Origin of the sequence: Acinetobacter sp. BY419 (genome assembly GCF_019038395.1) — a bacterium.
Classification (GTDB): domain Bacteria; phylum Pseudomonadota; class Gammaproteobacteria; order Pseudomonadales; family Moraxellaceae; genus Acinetobacter.
Genome location: NZ_JAGFXZ010000004.1, coordinates 1 through 15,799 on the forward strand (window position 1 = coordinate 1; position 15,799 = coordinate 15,799).

12 protein-coding genes and 1 pseudogene are annotated in these 15,799 nt (G+C 40.5%); 7 read left to right on the top strand and 6 right to left on the bottom strand.

Annotated elements, in window-relative coordinates; genetic code table 11:
- Positions 1 to 259: 259 nt before the first annotated feature.
- Positions 260 to 964, top strand: a pseudogene (locus tag KUG37_RS02395) (HAD family hydrolase).
- Here KUG37_RS02395 and KUG37_RS02400 read toward each other — a convergent pair.
- Positions 957 to 1,634: a DUF421 domain-containing protein gene (locus KUG37_RS02400; RefSeq protein ID WP_216940131.1), complete on the bottom strand. Its 678-nt coding sequence runs from the start codon at positions 1,632 to 1,634 to the stop codon at positions 957 to 959. The pseudogene KUG37_RS02395 and the gene KUG37_RS02400 overlap by 8 nt on opposite strands.
- 473 nt (positions 1,635 to 2,107) lie before the next feature.
- On the opposite strand from KUG37_RS02400, the gene KUG37_RS02405 reads away from it, so the two are divergent.
- Positions 2,108 to 2,794 carry a carbonic anhydrase gene (locus KUG37_RS02405; protein ID WP_216940136.1) on the top strand — a complete coding sequence of 229 codons (687 nt, stop codon included), beginning with the start codon at positions 2,108 to 2,110 and terminating at the stop codon, positions 2,792 to 2,794.
- A 141-nt stretch (positions 2,795 to 2,935) separates the two neighbouring features.
- The gene (locus KUG37_RS02410) at positions 2,936 to 3,979 is read left to right on the top strand and encodes a molecular chaperone DnaJ (protein WP_216940132.1); all 1,044 of its coding nucleotides are present in this window, start codon (positions 2,936 to 2,938) and stop codon (positions 3,977 to 3,979) included.
- A gap of 64 nt (positions 3,980 to 4,043) precedes the next feature.
- Here KUG37_RS02410 and KUG37_RS02415 read toward each other — a convergent pair whose 3' ends face one another.
- The 3 genes from KUG37_RS02415 to KUG37_RS02425 are packed head-to-tail and all read right to left on the bottom strand — an operon-like array spanning position 4,044 to position 9,123.
- Positions 4,044 to 4,733, bottom strand: a complete 690-nt coding sequence (locus KUG37_RS02415) for an HNH endonuclease (RefSeq protein WP_216933990.1) — start codon at positions 4,731 to 4,733, stop codon at positions 4,044 to 4,046.
- Positions 4,726 to 6,168: an AAA family ATPase gene (locus tag KUG37_RS02420; protein WP_216933991.1), complete on the bottom strand. Its 1,443-nt coding sequence runs from the start codon at positions 6,166 to 6,168 to the stop codon at positions 4,726 to 4,728. Before KUG37_RS02420 ends, KUG37_RS02415 begins: the two co-directional genes overlap by 8 nt.
- Positions 6,169 to 6,228: 60 nt before the next feature.
- On the bottom strand, positions 6,229 to 9,123 hold the full coding sequence (locus KUG37_RS02425; protein WP_216933992.1) for a valine--tRNA ligase: 2,895 nt from the start codon (positions 9,121 to 9,123) through the stop codon (positions 6,229 to 6,231).
- Between the two features lie 175 nt (positions 9,124 to 9,298).
- Here KUG37_RS02425 and KUG37_RS02430 point away from each other — a divergent pair, with 175 nt between their 5' ends.
- The 3 genes from KUG37_RS02430 (at position 9,299) to KUG37_RS02440 (ending at position 12,289) form a co-directional block, all read left to right on the top strand.
- Positions 9,299 to 9,970, top strand: a complete 672-nt coding sequence (locus KUG37_RS02430) for a hypothetical protein (protein WP_216933995.1) — start codon at positions 9,299 to 9,301, stop codon at positions 9,968 to 9,970.
- 20 nt (positions 9,971 to 9,990) lie between these two features.
- Positions 9,991 to 10,797 carry an SDR family oxidoreductase gene (locus KUG37_RS02435; RefSeq protein ID WP_216933997.1) on the top strand — a complete coding sequence of 269 codons (807 nt, stop codon included), beginning with the start codon at positions 9,991 to 9,993 and terminating at the stop codon, positions 10,795 to 10,797.
- A 217-nt stretch (positions 10,798 to 11,014) separates the two neighbouring features.
- Positions 11,015 to 12,289, top strand: coding sequence for a glutaminase (locus tag KUG37_RS02440; protein ID WP_216933999.1), 1,275 nt, complete (start codon positions 11,015 to 11,017; stop codon positions 12,287 to 12,289).
- Positions 12,290 to 12,376: 87 nt separating this feature from the next.
- On the opposite strand, the gene dhaK is transcribed toward KUG37_RS02440, so the two are convergent.
- The gene (gene dhaK, locus KUG37_RS02445) at positions 12,377 to 14,107 is read right to left on the bottom strand and encodes a dihydroxyacetone kinase subunit DhaK (protein WP_216934001.1); all 1,731 of its coding nucleotides are present in this window, start codon (positions 14,105 to 14,107) and stop codon (positions 12,377 to 12,379) included.
- 293 nt (positions 14,108 to 14,400) lie between these two features.
- Between dhaK and KUG37_RS02450 the strand changes: the two genes are divergently transcribed.
- A complete protein-coding gene (locus KUG37_RS02450; RefSeq protein WP_216934003.1) occupies positions 14,401 to 14,775 on the top strand; it encodes an endonuclease domain-containing protein in 375 nt (124 codons plus the stop codon).
- A gap of 82 nt (positions 14,776 to 14,857) precedes the next feature.
- Here the strand turns inward: KUG37_RS02450 and KUG37_RS02455 are convergent, their stop codons facing one another.
- The gene (locus KUG37_RS02455; RefSeq protein ID WP_216934005.1) at positions 14,858 to 15,700 is read right to left on the bottom strand and encodes a TIGR02391 family protein; all 843 of its coding nucleotides are present in this window, start codon (positions 15,698 to 15,700) and stop codon (positions 14,858 to 14,860) included.
- Between the last annotated feature and the right edge of the window lie 99 nt (positions 15,701 to 15,799).

A 15,799-nucleotide genomic window follows, 5' to 3' on the forward strand; every position in this document is an offset into this window, starting at 1 on the left:
ACAGATGAATACATTTCAGAAATCACTGACCGTATAAATCATCGTCCAAGAAAAAGACTCGGCTTTAAAAGTCCGAGTCAGGTATTATGGCAACAACATGGTGTTGCACTTCAAATGCTAATCTAAGCTATAAAAAAGCGATACTTCAGCATCACTTTTTTTATGCTTAAAACAACAAAACTTAGCAATTTTAGGTCTAATCTACCCGGTTTCGGGCTGTTACCATGACTGAAAGTTTCAACATTTTAATTTGGAAATTATGACGATCCAAGCCGTTTTATTTGACCTTGATAATACCTTGACCCATCGTGATCTGACTGCACAGGCCTATAGTCAGTATCTGGCAGAATATTATGCTCCAGCATTGGCACAGGTCGAGCCTGATAAAATTATCGAGATTGTAAGGCGTATCGACAATGGCGGTTATCCTAAAAAGGAATTGCTGACCCATGGCAGTATTGGCGCTTCGGCAGCTTATGCCTTGTTGCAGGAAATGTCCTGGTTAAAGCCACCCAGCATAGACGAACTGGCCCAGTTCTGGTTTAGCCAGTTTTGACGTTTTGCCGTAGAAATGCCGCAAGCAGAACACGTATTAAAGCAGCTGAAAGCTCAAGGGTATCAGCTTGCCGTTGTTTCTAATGGCGGACATGATACCCGTTTAAATACGATTCGGGGTCTGGGTATTGAAGCGTATTTTGATGAAATTATCAGTTCGGGGTTGGTGGGTTTTAGCAAGCCACAACCGGAAATATTCCAGATCACTGCAGAGCGTTTAGGTGTGCAGCCTGACTGCTGCCTATATATTGGAGATCATCCGGTTAATGATGTGCAGGGAGCAAAAAATGCCGGAATGCATGCCTTATGGATGCAGGGCTTTCACCCTGATGCTGACGAGATTCAGCATAAAATCCGGCAGCTCCCAGAAATTTTTACTCATTTGCACATGCTGAATCAACTTAAGTAATACGCTGGCCGTCAATCGCTTCGGCCCATTGCGAGAATGTGCAACGAGGACATGGCTGGGTAGCTTTGGATAGGCTTTGAACCTGACCACAGTAAATACAGGCATATAATTGCTCGGCCTTGACCTGTTTGACAATAGAGCAGTTTTTAGGGAAAAGAGGAAGGCCGGGTTTAACGTCATCATCGCTAAAAAATAACACACTGAATTTACCGTCTGTTTCCAGTAAACCGGTACGAACCTGACCTAGATGCTCTACGCCTTGCTGACGCATTTCGGCAAAGAATTCATCATGTGACATTTTGCCTTTTTTAATTTCTTCAATCACCAATACACCAGCTTCTACAATGTAAATTGGTTTTCCTTCCAGCAGGTCTTCAAACCATTGATATTTCATCATGAGCCAGGTGGTCATGCGGTACATGATAATGATCACCGACATGACTATAACTGCCTGAATCAGCGGAATATCTTCAGTAAACATCGGGTCACCGGCAATCGAACCCAGGGCCAGAATAATGGCGACCTCAAAAATTGAAAGCTGCCGTACACCTCGTTTTCCTGTCAGGCGCAGAAACAGGATAATCATGATGTACATCACCATACAACGTAGCAAAATCTCTGATGCAAATGCCCAAGTCGTATCATGAATAAAGATCGAGGCCCAGTCCATTAAATGGTTCCTATATAACGCGTTGAACTGAGTCTAGCAATGCAGCCGGTTTGTTTACTGCTGTGTTTATGTAAGTTTATGAATAGAAAATAGATTGTTAAAAAATAAAGCGATTTATGTGCGTTTTATCGTCAGGTTTATTTAGCAAGAAGCTAGAAGTTTCATGTAAATATTGTATAAATATTCAGCATTCTGATTGTGAATCAGATCACATTTTGTGCTGATTGATTTTAATACAATAAAATAACTATCTATTTGAAATTTAATTAATAAATTTTAAGAAATTAACTCCTAAGAGGCTTAAGTGTTTGGAAAATTGTAAGTGAATCACCCAGATTAGGTAAAAATCGGTAGTTTGTGGGCTGAAAATAGGTAGTGATAATTCTAAAAAATTGTTTTCTAAATGAAAAATTATTGATTACGGTTCTAGGAAGGGAAGTGTTGTGAAAAAAATATTCACATTTTTAACGGTTATGGGTTTAAGTACAGCAGGCTGGGCAGATGCGGAGTGGGATTATACTCAGCCTGAACAATGGTCGACTTTGAGCCAGCAATATTCGGCTTGTAATGGTCTGAACCAGTCACCGATCAATATTGAACGAACAGTTAAGGCAGAACTGGAACCGCTCAAGTTCAGCTATAACACCATGATTCATGCGATCGAAAATAAAGGTCATACTGTTCAGGTGGATTTTGCGCAAGGTGGCGAATTGCAGCTGGATGGCGAGCGCTTTGAGCTGAAACAGTTCCATTTGCATAGTCCGAGTGAAAACCTGATTAAAGGCAAAAGCTATCCTTTAGAGATTCACTTTGTACATGCCAATGCCAAAGGCGAGCTGGCAGTAGTCGGCATGATGTTTGAGCAGGGGCAGGAAAGCCAGATGCTGAAAAGCATGTGGAACCGTTTGCCGAAAAAGCAGGGCGAAAAAGTAGAATTAAAGACACCACAACCTGTCAATCAGCTACTGCCTAAAAACCTGGATTATTATCGCTTTAGTGGTTCACTGACCACACCTCCGTGTTCAGAAGGGGTACGCTGGCTGATTCTAAAAGATATTCAGCAGGCTTCTACCAAGCAGATCAGTGAATTTTCCAAATTGATGGGGCATCCGAACAACCGTCCGGTACAGCCATTAAATGGTCGGGTAATTCTGGAATAACTCTCAAAAAATAAATAAAAGCAGGCTTCGGTCTGCTTTTATTTATTCTGATACAAATCTGGGTAGTGCAGATTTGAAAATACTATGTGAGGCAAGCAGAAACATTTAATATAGGTATGATTTCTTTTTGTTTCTTCTGCTATGTCTTTCAGTTTAAAAACCATTATTCAGCCATTCACAGCACTTTCGCCACAGCAGAAAAAGCTTGATCGCCTGATTGATAAAATTGAACAGCAAAAGCTTGAGCTGGAACAGTGGCGACAGGCTGAGGAAGAGATTCGACAATATACACAGCAAACTTTTATCCCTGTTTATTATGAATTGCATCGGGTTTTGTTTGAGCAGCTTGCACAGTTATGGAAGCACTTGCATAAGGCAGAATTTTCAAAGGCGGAAATAGTCGTGCTGGATGAAAAAATTCAATATCTTGCAGATTATTTAAAAGACTCACAGGCGATGTCGGCGCAAGAAGCCAATAAGGTCAATGAAATTTATAGCTACTATCAGCAGCTCAATGAACATGCTCAATTCAGGAAAAATCAGAAAAAAACAAATGAACTGGAAAGATTCTTTGAAGATCGAGATGACTTAGACCAAACCGACACGGATGCATTTGAAGAATGGCATCATGATCATTTTCAACAGGCGCGTGAGCAAGCCAGACTAAAACGTCAGCAGGAAAAACAGGAGCAAGCTGCAAAGCTGACAGAGCAGTCATTGAAAACTGTGTATTTAAAAATCGCTGCCATCATTCACCCTGACCGTGAATCGAATGATGTAAAAAAAATAAAAAAGACAGAATTGTTGCAGCATGCCAATGAGGCTTATGAAAAGCAGGATTTATTTGCTTTATTGAAAATGCAGCTCCAGATCGAGCAAGACAGGGAGCCTTCGCAAAAAGGTTTGAATGCAGAGCAACTGAAGTTTTATCAACTGGCTCTGGATGCGCAGAGTCAGACATTACAAGGTCAAATTGATGCGTTAATTGATACTTTAGTGTGGTCGCATAAAACCAAAATTGCCGTGAAAAAGTCGAAAGGCAAGGTTCATATTGCTGACCTGTACAAGCAAATCGATGAAGATACGTTGGCCATAAAACAGCAGATCAAAGTAGAAAAAGAACGGTTGAGGTATATCAAGAAGGTGAGTGGCTTAGAGATGTTTTTAAGGCATGGGATGCTTTAATCCCTTATTTGCGTAACAACTCCAGATTTAATAATGAAAAATTCCCTCGCCTAAAAGGAGAGGATTATGCTGATTGTAGAAGCTTTAATTGTTCAATTTCATCCAATGCATTCTTCCATTTAGAATCCTTTTCTAAATAGCCACGAAGAATGGCTGAAAATGCATAATGAGATTTAAGGCGATGTTTAATGTCATCTGCCTTTTTAATTTTCTCTTCATCTTGCCAGTTATCAAGTTCTTTAAAAAATTCTCGTCTCATATTTAGGAAATCGTTATGAACTTCTATAATTTTCTCTCTTAAATCCTCTTTACTTACTTCTTGGATACCACTATTTGCATTATTGAAGCATCTAGTTATTAATTCTTTGGAAGTTTCTGCCTGAGAGTAATGTAAATTATCACTGGGACAAGCATTAACTACCTCAATGTCTTCATCAGGCATTCTGTAATAGACTTTGATCCACTCTTCAACTAAATGATTTTGATTACAACAATCTAGCATATCGTCGTAATATTTATTTTTAATAGAATTACAACGTGAACAAGCGTAATAGAGGTTGTTCCAATCAAGCTTGAGAGTTTCATCCTCTAAATGTGGAACAAAGTGCTCGACATTTAAATTTGGGAAATGCTTTTGTTCACAGATATAACATTTTCCGTGAAAGTCCTTTTTCAATAGCCTAATAACTATAGGATCTTTATAGTTCTTAGTAGTCCAATCAGTAGGTCGTGCAGATTTAATTACTTTAAACATCTAAATCCTCCAACTGATTATGATCTGCAAGTAAATTGATGGCTTGTAAATAAAGGTTTTTCACTTTCTTATCTAATTGACCATTTTTATCAAGTGAAATTAAATCTTTAATGTTTGATCTTATAGAATCATAATTAATAGGATTTTCATCTAAAAGTTTTTTAAGAGTTTCAACAGTTTTTTTTATTTCAAAACTCATAGGATTTACATGAAATAATCCTTTAATCACAGATTCATAAGAATAACGACTCAAATCTTCTTTAAAGAATTCACCGCTTGAAATGTCATAAACTACTGTATCGTTATTAGTTGATGTAATAACAAATGGTGAATGTGTACTAACAATAAATTGAACTCTTGGAAAAGCTTTAATTAGGAAAGGTAAAACTTTCTTTTGCAAAGAGATATGAAGATGGACATCTATTTCATCAATAATGACTATTCCTAATAAATCTTCTGGATCTATTTGCATAATTTTTGTTCTTAATAAAAGGCTTGAATAGATTTTAAAAATTGATTGTAAGCCTGAGGAAAGGCTATCAAGCCTATAAATTTTTTCACCAGAAAATATTAGAATTTTATTTTGTATCTTATCAAATGAAATTTTGGTTTCTTCTTCTTCAAATATGTATTTTAAATCATTTTCTATCTTGCTTAGCCAATTGTTTTTGATCTCTACATATTCAAAATCTTCATCAATTATATTTTCTTTTATTGGTAAATTTGACTTAAATTGGTCGGTTAAGTATTTCTCAAATAAATTATCAAAGTTAGTATAAATTGAAATGTTTGAAAGATTTTCTTTAGATTCGGTATTTGTTGTTCTCTTTGCATTAAAAAAATTAACTACAAAATTAGGAGATTTATGCTGTTTATTAAAATCAATATTTAATTTTAATGAAATTGTTGAATTGATAAATTTAGATATTTTTCTATTTAGATCCTTTAAATAAAAATTTAACTGATTTTTATTTTCATAGTAGTATTTTTTCTTATAAGATCTTCTAATCTCAGGTTTTGGGTCAAACTCTGTATAAATATCAGTTACTTGACTAGAAAGAAAACTTTTGTAATTTTCTAGAAAAATATTATGTTTGTTATTTATAGATTGTAGTAAGCTTTTTAACTTAATAGAAAATTCAATATCACTAGTTGAATTAATATTGTTTTTTAATGTTTCTAATTCGACGCTATCTAAATCTAATATATATAAAAAATTTTTATAGATATTTTCTAATTCTTTAAGGATATTGTTTCTTTTATTTTTAATTTCTTTATCTAAGTAGTCACTATCTTTTACAAGTTTCTGTATCTCACTATAAATATTATCCAATACATATGTTTTTCCAGATCCATTATTTCCGATAATAATAAGATTACGGTTTGTTAAAGGTATTATAGTGTCTTTGATGGTAATAGATTGAATCGGTTTCATAACTATAAAGGGCTGAATAATCAGCCCTTTATATAACAAATTGGATTAAATTACCAACACTTAAAGCGCCGCAATCTGTTCCATATTCGCTTTAATCTTCGCTAACTGGTCAGCAAACTCAGCAAGTTTCACTTTCTCGCCTTCAACCACAGCTGCAGGTGCTTTTGCTACAAAACCTTCATTCGAAAGTTTAGCCGCAATTTGGTCATGCTGTTTTTGAACCTTGTCCAGGTCTTTTTGTAGACGACCCAATTCCGCTTTAGGGTCAATCAAGCCCTTCATTGGAACGTATACAGATACGTGACCAACGACAGATGATGAAGACAATGGTGGTTGTTCGCCATCAGCCAAGAAGGTAATGCTTTCAACTTTAGCCAATGCTTTGAACAACGGTTCAATACGTGCGATCTGTGCTTTTTCAGCATCAGTTGTATTTTGCAGCAGAACAGGCAACAAGCGCGCATTACCTAGACCCATCTCACCACGGATGTTACGTACTGCACCGATCAAACCTTGCAGCCATTGCATATCTGCTTCAGCCTGGTCATTAATCAGTGCTTGCTCAGCAACAGGATACGGCGCCAACATAATGGTTTCACCAGTAATACCGAGTTTAGGTGCAAGCGTTTGCCAGATTTCTTCAGTCAGATAAGGCATCAATGGATGCGCCAAACGTAAAGATGCTTCCATCACAGAAAGAAGAACACGACGTACTTCAGCTTTACGCTGTTCAGACACATTTTCATCGTTCAGAACTGGTTTGGTTAATTCAACATACCAGTCACAGTATTCATTCCAGATGAATTCGTAAATCGCTTGCGCAGCCAAGTCTAAACGGTAGGTTGCAAACGCTGTTTGCACCGCTTGTTCCGCTTTTTGCAGACGGCTTACAATCCACTGTTCAGGGAGTTCCCAAAGGTCTTGACGTGCTTCTGAACCAATGGTTTGACCTTCGACATTCATCATCACGAAACGGGTTGCGTTCCAGATCTTGTTGGCAAAGTTACGGTAACCTTCAACACGTTTCATGTCGAACTTGATGTCACGACCTGTGTTTGCAAGCGCACAGAAGGTGAAACGTACAGCATCGGTACCGTAAGACTGAATCCCTTCAGGGAATTCTTTACGGGTTGATTTTTCAATCTTCGATGCCTGTTTCGGGTTCATCAAACCTGTGGTACGTTTTTGTACCAGTGTTTCAAGATCTACACCATCAATCAGGTCTAATGGGTCAAGCACGTTACCCTTAGATTTAGACATCTTCTGACCTTCGCCATCACGTACCAGACCGTGAACATACACAGTCTTGAATGGTACTTGTGGTGTGCCATCTTTATTTTTCATGAAGTGCATGGTCAGCATGATCATGCGGGCCACCCAGAAGAAGATGATGTCAAAACCAGTCACCAGTACATCAGTCGGGTGGAAGGTATTTAAGAAGTAGTTCTCTTTATCTTTTGCTTCGTCACCAGTCCAGCCTAAGGTTGAAAATGTCCAAAGACCTGAAGAGAACCAGGTATCCAGTACGTCTTCGTCTTGGTTTAACTGAACATCGGCAGGGATGTTGTTTTTCGCACGAACTTCCGCTTCGTCACGACCCACGTAAACGTTGCCTTCCGCATCGTACCAAGCCGGAATACGGTGACCCCACCACAATTGACGCGAAATACACCAGTCTTGAATGTTGTTCATCCACGCCATGTACATGTTGCTGTACTGCTCAGGAACGAACTTGATACGACCGTCTTGAACTGCTTCAATCGCAGGTTTCGCAAGTGGAGCAATCTTCACATACCATTGGTCTGTAAGAAGTGGCTCAACGATGACACCTGAACGGTCACCACGAGGTGGCTTCAATGTGTAAGGTTGGATCTGGTCTAACCAGCCTTCAGCTTCAGCCTGTTCAACTATTTTTTTACGTGCTTCAAAACGTTCTAAACCAATGTAGTCTGCAGGTGCTGGAATGGTTTTAGAAATCTGTTCGCCCGCTTTCGCGATGTATTCAAATTCAGCCAGTACTTCAGCATTTTTGTTGAAAATATTGATGATAGGCAATTCGCAGCGTTTACCTACTTCATAGTCATTGAAGTCGTGAGCAGGGGTGATTTTTACACAGCCGGTACCGAATTCTTTGTCTACATATTCGTCTTTAACGATTGGAACCGCACGGCCGGTAATTGGCAGGATGATGTTTTTGCCGACTAAGTCTGCATAGCGTTCATCATCAAGGGCCACTGCAACCGCGGTATCACCAAGTAATGTTTCTGGACGCGTCGTTGCAACTACGATGTGATCTTTACCATCGTGTGTACGCACTGACTTATCTTCAAAGAAATACTTGAAGTGCCATAACGAACTTTGTTCTTCTTTATCTGACTCTACTTCCAGGTCAGACAGGGCAGTTTGTAATTTTGGATCCCAGTTGACCAGACGTTTACCGCGGTAGATCAAACCTTCTTCATGCAGTTTTACAAATACTTCTTTTACCGCATTGGATAAGCCATCATCCATGGTAAAGCGTTCACGTGACCAGTCCACCGAAGAACCCAAACGACGGATTTGACGGGTAATATTACCGCCAGATTGTTCTTTCCATTCCCAGACTTTTTCGATGAACTTTTCACGGCCAAGATCATGACGGCTAATGCCTTCGGCACCAAGCTGACGTTCTACTACCATTTGGGTTGCAATACCGGCATGGTCAGTACCCGGTTGCCAAAGCGTATTTTTGCCTGACATGCGGTTATAACGGGTCAACGCATCCATAATGGCATTGTTGAAACCATGACCCATGTGCAAGTTACCAGTGACGTTTGGTGGCGGAATCATGATACAGAAAGATTCGCCTTTTTGAGACGGCTTGAAGTAACCACGCTCTTCCCAAGTTTGGTACCATTTTTTCTCGATCTCGGTCGGATCGTAGGTGGTCGCGATATTTTGCGCTGAGTCAGTCATAGTCTAAACAGATCAAAAGTGAATGAAAAATTGGATCTATTGTAGCAAAAAAAATAGTACCTGCGGCAGCTTAACCAAATTCAAACTTTAACCAATTGGCATGTGCAGCAACTCGTCGTATCATGGACAGATAAAAAACGCGACTCATCGCATAATATCAAAAAAGGATAATAAGATGAGCTATAGCATTTCCCTCAAGATTCAGCCTGAAACCCATCAGCGCTTTAAAGACCTCCATTCCAGATTAAATGCCGGCGAGCGAGACAGTCTGGCCAGACCCTTAGGTGAAAATCTGGCCGATATGGCCTGTGAAATTATTGACCAGATTTTTGGTCAGGTGGTGCAACTGGCCAATTCACCCGACAGTGAATCTGAAAAAGTGATTCAGCAGATTATTCATACAACGCGTAAATATATGCCCTGGTCGGTTTCCTTATTTGGCAATGAACGGCTCATGCCGATGGTGAACTATCTGCATCAAATGACTTATGAACAGGCCGGTGATGCTTTTATGCGTTATCCGGTGGAAAAGATGCTGGTGATGGAACTGCTGGGCTGTGTCGACCAGATGAAAAATGGCAATCACCAGTATGTATCACCGGCCTTAAAAGCCTTTACCCAGGTGGTTGACCAAGGGGTGACGTACCTGATCCGTGAACCCAAAAAAATGTTGAAATTTAATGTTGTGGTCGATAAAACCCTGAATGGCATGATTCATTTAACCACCCAGTTAGGCTATAAACGTTTTGATAAACTCAGTAATATCTATGATGCTGATACGATGAGTTATTATTTTGAGCATTTACTGGTATTTCTGGAAGATGAAATGCCGCCGCACGTCCATTAAAACAAGGGAAACAGGATTTCATGGCGAAAGTTGAAGACTTAAAGGGAAAAGTGGTCTGGATTACTGGTGCATCTTCAGGGATCGGTAAAGCCATTGCCGGGTATTGCGCTGCACAGGGTGCACAGATTGTTCTGACTGCACGCCGGCCTGAAGAACTGGAAAATGTTCGCCAAAGCCTGATCAATCCAGATCAGCATATTTCCATCACGGCTGATATTACGGATGAAAGTCAGGTTCGCCATGCCTATGATCAGGTGCTACAAAAGAAAGGCCGGATTGACTGGCTGATCAATAATGCCGGCCTCAGTCAGCGTGCCCTGATTGCAGATACCACCATGCAGACTGAACGTACCATTATGGAAGTGGATTATTTCTCGCAGGTATTTTTAACTAAAATGGTGCTGCCGACTTTTCTGGCACAAAAATCCGGTCGTATTGTATTTATTTCCAGTGTGGCAGGTTTGCTCGGTACTCAATATCGTGCTTCTTACTCGGCTGCCAAAGCTGCAATTCATATGTGGGCCAATAGCTTGCGTGCGGAAGTGGCTGACCAGGGTGTTGGCGTATCGGTGGTTTTTCCGGGCTTTGTCAAAACCAATGTATCCCTGAATGCCCTAAATGGTGAAGGTAAACCGCAAGGGCACCCAGATGAAGCCATTGAAAATGGTCTGACGGCAGAAGATTTTGCCCGTCAGACTGTACAAGCTTTGCAGTGCGGTGAAGAATATATCGTGATTGGCGGTAAGAAAGAAAAACTCGGGGTACTGGTCTCTCGTATTTCACCCAAGTTGCTATACAAGATGATTCGCAAAACCAGAGTGAAATAAATCATCCAGAATAAATAAAAAGGGCAGCATTGCCCTTTTTTGATATCTCTTAAAGAGAAAATTAAAACAAAAATACAATTTATTTCCGGAGGATCTGACGCAAACAGTGCACAACCGATAATACGGATATGTAGAAAATTACCTTTTCACTCTGGCACTTAAGTCAAAAACCGGTATGGTAATTAAAAATAATCGCAAATTGGAATAAGCTCATTCGATGAAAACACCGGTGCCAGACTATCTTAAGCATGTTTTAAGTTCCTGCCGTGACAATCATAAAGGTGCCTTGGCAGATTATATTCCTGAGCTGGCAGCAGTAGATCCAGAGAAGTTTGCTTTGGCGCTCTCCACCGTAGATGGCACAGTGTATTCAACCGGTGATGACGAGGTTGAGTTTACCATGCAGTCCATGTCCAAGCCCTTTGCTTATGCCTTGGCCCTGCAGAAAGTCGGCTTGACCAAGGTCATGGAAAAAGTGGGCGTGGAACCTTCAGGCGAGGCCTTTAACCAGATTTCACTAGAGAAAGATTCCAATATTCCGAAAAATCCGATGATCAATTCCGGTGCAATTACCACCCATTCTCTGATTCCCTATAAACGAACAGTATCCCGTGCGGAACAGTTGCGCCGTTTTTTAAGTGGTTTGGCTGGGCGTGAACTGAGTTTTGATACCGAAGTATATACATCTGAAATGAAAACAGCGTTTCGTAACAGATCCCTGGGCTATATGCTGCGTACAGTAGGGGTGCTGGAAGAAGATCCAGAAGCTGTTGTCAATGGTTATATCAAGCAGTGTTCAATCAAGGTGATGGTCAAAGACCTGGCGATGATCGCCGGGGTACTCGCCAACGGTGGGATTCAGCCGCAAACCGGTAAAAAATTGCTGGACCGTTCTGTGGTGCGGCAAGTCCTGAGTGTGATGCTCACTTGCGGAATGTATGATGCTGCTGGTGACTGGCTGAGCACGGTGGGTATTCCGGCCAAAAGTGGGGTCGCAGGCGGTATTATCGGCGTGTTACCTGGACAGGTGGGCATAGCCGTATTTTCACCACGAATTGATGAGCATGGGCATAGTGTACGTGGCGTCGAGATTTTTGAACGTATGTCCCGCGAAATGGGGCTACATTTAATGGAAGGAACGCCATCGGCACAAACCATTTTGCAAAACCGTTATCTCACTGGAAAACGGGACCATGTGGTGGTGTATGAACTACGTGGCGTATTGCAGTTTACTGAATCGGAAATGCTGCTCCGTATTTTGCAAGATGAACCGGAAGGTAAAAAACGAATCGTGTTGGATCTGACCAATTTGACCTTAATTCATAATGTGGGGGCCCGGATGTTATTTGAAGGCGTGGCTCGTTTGAAAAAGGATGGCCATCCTGTAGTGGTGGTTGACTCGGAAGGAATTTTGAGTGAAGCACAGATAAAAGGCCATAAAAGGGTCGTGGTCAAAGAAAAGCTGAACAAGTATCTAGAAAAATTTCAATAAACATTCTTTCTACTACCTTGCTTGAGAACCGGGTGTATGCCAGGAAATAAAAAGCCCCGATGATTCGAGGCTTTTTTAATGACTGATTTATTTAATATGCTCTGCAATATCTGTAAAGATTACGCCTAAGCCATGTGCACCTGCATCCGGATAGCCTAAGCTACGATCACCGACCGTACCGGCACGACCCATGCGTGCCACAATATCCTTAGTCGATTCTGCACCTTTTACCGCAGCTGCTGCACCCAAGACAAAGTTTTCTTTAAAAGTCTTGCCGGTATTGGCAGACCATGAACCTGCACAAGGAACCAAAGCATCAATTAGGGTTTTGTCACCCACCTCAGCACCACGACCAAATGAACGCTCACCGGTAACTTGAATGCCTTTGACTGCAGCTTGGAGCATCTCGGCAAAATCTGCCACGCTTAAGCTGGTTTTACCTTGAATGGCTTTACTTGCGGCACGGAAGGCTGAACCCCAAATTGGACCTGATGCACCACCACAGTGTTCCATAATAATCATCGAGCTATTCAGCAGGAATTCATCCATGTGCTGCGCTTGAATCAGACTTTGCCATTCGCGTTTCAGCTGTTTAAAGCCTTTGGCTACGCTCATGCCAAAATCGCCATCGCCGGCATGGGCATCCAGCTCGCAGAATGGCACTTCATTTTTGATAATGCACGCAGCCATGACATCAACCACATAGCGCATATTTTCAATGCCGAATTGCTCATTCTGGATTTCAGCATGTTCTGCTTGAGTTTCAACTTCAGTATTGGCACTGCGTTCAGCTGCTGCATTTTGAGCAGAAAATTCAAATGGCATTGCAGGTGAGCCATCCATTTTCAATGCAGGGGTATTGGCTTCTGCGTCCAGATAGTTTTTCAGTTCATCATCCACTGCAAGCAGTGAAACTGATGCACCGTTCATGTCGATACTGGTCATGTAGTTACCGACAAAAGTACGGTAAATTTTGATGCCTTTACGCGCCAAATGTTCGCAAACATCGTTGTTAAAAACATATAGCTCTTGCATTGGCGTTGAACCAAAACCATTGACCAATACGGCCACTTCCTGAAGATCAGGACGATCGAGGAACAAGTCATCGATAATACGTTGAGCCAGTTCTTTCGATGGCAGGATTTTTTCACGACGGATGCCCGGTTCACCGTGGATACCCACGCCGTATTCCATTTCATTATGAGCAAGCCTAAATGTTGGTGTGCCCTTGGCAGGAACGGTACAAGAGCTATAAGCGAAACCAAGGCTAATGACGTTGTCGGCAGCTTTTTGTGCAATGGCTTTGACTTCAGGAAGCTCTAAGCCTTTGGATGCAGCTGCACCGGCAATTTTATGCACAAAGATAGTACCTGCCACACCACGACGACCGACCGTATAGAGGCTGTCTTTGACTGCAATATCATCCGCAACTTTTACATAATCGACCTTAATACCATCTTCCGCTGCCAATGCTGCGCCGTTCTGGAAATTCATCATATCGCCAGAATAGTTTTTGATGATCATGAGCACGCCTTTATCGGTTGCGACATGCTGCAATGCTTTATAGACCTGAATTTGAGATGGGGATGCAAAGACATCGCCACAGACGGCAGCGTCTAACATGCCAGTACCCACAAAGCCTGCATGTGCAGGTTCGTGACCACTACCACCACCACTAATGAGCGCTACATTGTTATGTTTTTCTTTGCGTGAAATGATTTTATGCGATTCGGTAAATTGTAGTTCAGGATGGGCAAGCACGAAGCCTTTGCACATTTCGACAACCAAATTTTCAGGGTTGTTGATGAGTTTTTTCATGGAGGGAAACCTTCACGTGAATTTGGGAGAGTGCTAAATGTGGCTATTATCCTAGAAAGTGAGGATTTTTGCTGACTGAAAAATGTAAAAACGGATGATTTAGGGTTGAGCGGTTAGAAAAGGGGCTAAATTTGGTATATAAGTTAATTTAAATGAATCTCCCTAAATCCCTCTTTAAGAAAGAGGGACTTCACGCGAATTTGATGATGGTTTTGGATTCGTGACAGTTCCTCCCTTTTCTAAAGGTGAGCCATGTATGGCGCAAGAGGAGGGATTAAAAAAGAGAATAAAAAATGAAACCCTACAATAAAAACTTAAAACAGGCCTCGCGTGAGTTACGCAATCATATGACCGAGGCAGAAAAACTATTGTGGTCGCGAATTCGCAATAAGCAAATTCTGGGTTTGCAGTTCTATCGGCAAAAGCCAATTTTAAATTACATCGTAGATTTTTACTGTCCGGCTGCTAATTTAGTGATTGAGTGTGATGGTGGTCAGCACTTCACTGATGATGGCTTGGAAGCAGATCACATTCGTGATGAAGCGTTGGCTCAACTTGGATTGAAAGTGCTGAGGTTTGATAATGGGCAAGTGATAGGGCAGTTGGATGATGTGGTGGAGATGATTTATCAGTATTTTTTGAAGGAACTTTCAAAAGAATCTCCCTAAATCCCTCTTTGGAAAGGGGGACTTCACACGAAATTTGATGATAGTTTTTGATTCGTGTAGTTCCTCCCTTTTTAAAGGGAGATTAGGAGGGATTACATTTGCCCTTCATACATTTTTTAGCTTCAACTACTTTGTCTAATTTTCTATGAATTAAGGACACTGTTGATAAAATATCTAAGGCATCTTGTTCATCTATATTCCATGTAATTTTGGGAGCATGGGCTGTAGTATTTCTAAATGTTCCAAATATGCCTTTAAGTAAATGCATAAAACCATTTTGTTCACTTTGATAGCTTGGTGTGGTTAAACTATTTAAGGCTAAATAAGGCACTTTATTTTTGTACGCAAAAGCTTGATCAACTAATTCAGCTCCATCACTCGTTAGTTTTGTTTTTACTCTTATTTTTTCAGCAATACTTTTAGTGGCTTCAAATACTGCGTGAAAATAGTTATCTACAAGCAATTCTGCTTTGCAGAAAGTAAGTACATCAGGATGAATTTTTCTGTCTAATAATGATTTTCTTAAATTTTGTGCTCGTGCTTCAGCTTCACTGAAAGTTTGAACTTTTTCAGCGTACTTGATTTCCCCACTTTCAGTTAATTCAAAACCTTCAAAAGATAAAGCAAAATTTAAATCATTTCTTATACGTTCAAACCATTCTTTTCTATTTATGTGTCTTGACGGGCGTATAACGTGCTTTATAAAAGCTAAAATATGATTTGAGCAACGGTCATTATTTTGTTTGCTATTTAAAGCTTCGTAGAGACGTTTCCACTTGGTGATATTCGGTTGAGGGTCAGTGATATGACATTCTGCTAGATATTTGCCTATTTCAGTTCCAGAAAGCCCATCGTTCGTTTCGCCGAGAATTTTACATATAGTCTCTAAACTTCCTGAATCTAGAATTTTTATGATAGCCATCATTTAATATTCGATTTTTAGTATTTATCTATTTTAAATAATTGTTTTATTTATATCAATTAATCCCTCCCAACTTCCCTTTAGAAAAGGGAGGAGCTGTCA

What these genes read in the sequence shown, in the direction of transcription:
- KUG37_RS02450 (WP_216934003.1), top strand. Translation starts at nt 14,401, where the DNA reads ATGAAACCCTACAATAAAAACTTAAAACAGGCCTCGCGTGAGTTACGC.
- KUG37_RS02440 (WP_216933999.1), top strand. Translation starts at nt 11,015, where the DNA reads ATGAAAACACCGGTGCCAGACTATCTTAAGCATGTTTTAAGTTCCTGC.
- KUG37_RS02435 (WP_216933997.1), top strand. Translation starts at nt 9,991, where the DNA reads ATGGCGAAAGTTGAAGACTTAAAGGGAAAAGTGGTCTGGATTACTGGT.
- KUG37_RS02420 (WP_216933991.1), bottom strand. Translation starts at nt 6,168, where the DNA reads ATGAAACCGATTCAATCTATTACCATCAAAGACACTATAATACCTTTA.
- KUG37_RS02425 (WP_216933992.1), bottom strand. Translation starts at nt 9,123, where the DNA reads ATGACTGACTCAGCGCAAAATATCGCGACCACCTACGATCCGACCGAG.
- KUG37_RS02405 (WP_216940136.1), top strand. Translation starts at nt 2,108, where the DNA reads ATGGGTTTAAGTACAGCAGGCTGGGCAGATGCGGAGTGGGATTATACT.
- KUG37_RS02400 (WP_216940131.1), bottom strand. Translation starts at nt 1,634, where the DNA reads ATGGACTGGGCCTCGATCTTTATTCATGATACGACTTGGGCATTTGCA.
- KUG37_RS02430 (WP_216933995.1), top strand. Translation starts at nt 9,299, where the DNA reads ATGAGCTATAGCATTTCCCTCAAGATTCAGCCTGAAACCCATCAGCGC.
- dhaK (WP_216934001.1), bottom strand. Translation starts at nt 14,107, where the DNA reads ATGAAAAAACTCATCAACAACCCTGAAAATTTGGTTGTCGAAATGTGC.
- KUG37_RS02410 (WP_216940132.1), top strand. Translation starts at nt 2,936, where the DNA reads ATGTCTTTCAGTTTAAAAACCATTATTCAGCCATTCACAGCACTTTCG.
- KUG37_RS02415 (WP_216933990.1), bottom strand. Translation starts at nt 4,733, where the DNA reads ATGTTTAAAGTAATTAAATCTGCACGACCTACTGATTGGACTACTAAG.
- KUG37_RS02455 (WP_216934005.1), bottom strand. Translation starts at nt 15,700, where the DNA reads ATGATGGCTATCATAAAAATTCTAGATTCAGGAAGTTTAGAGACTATA.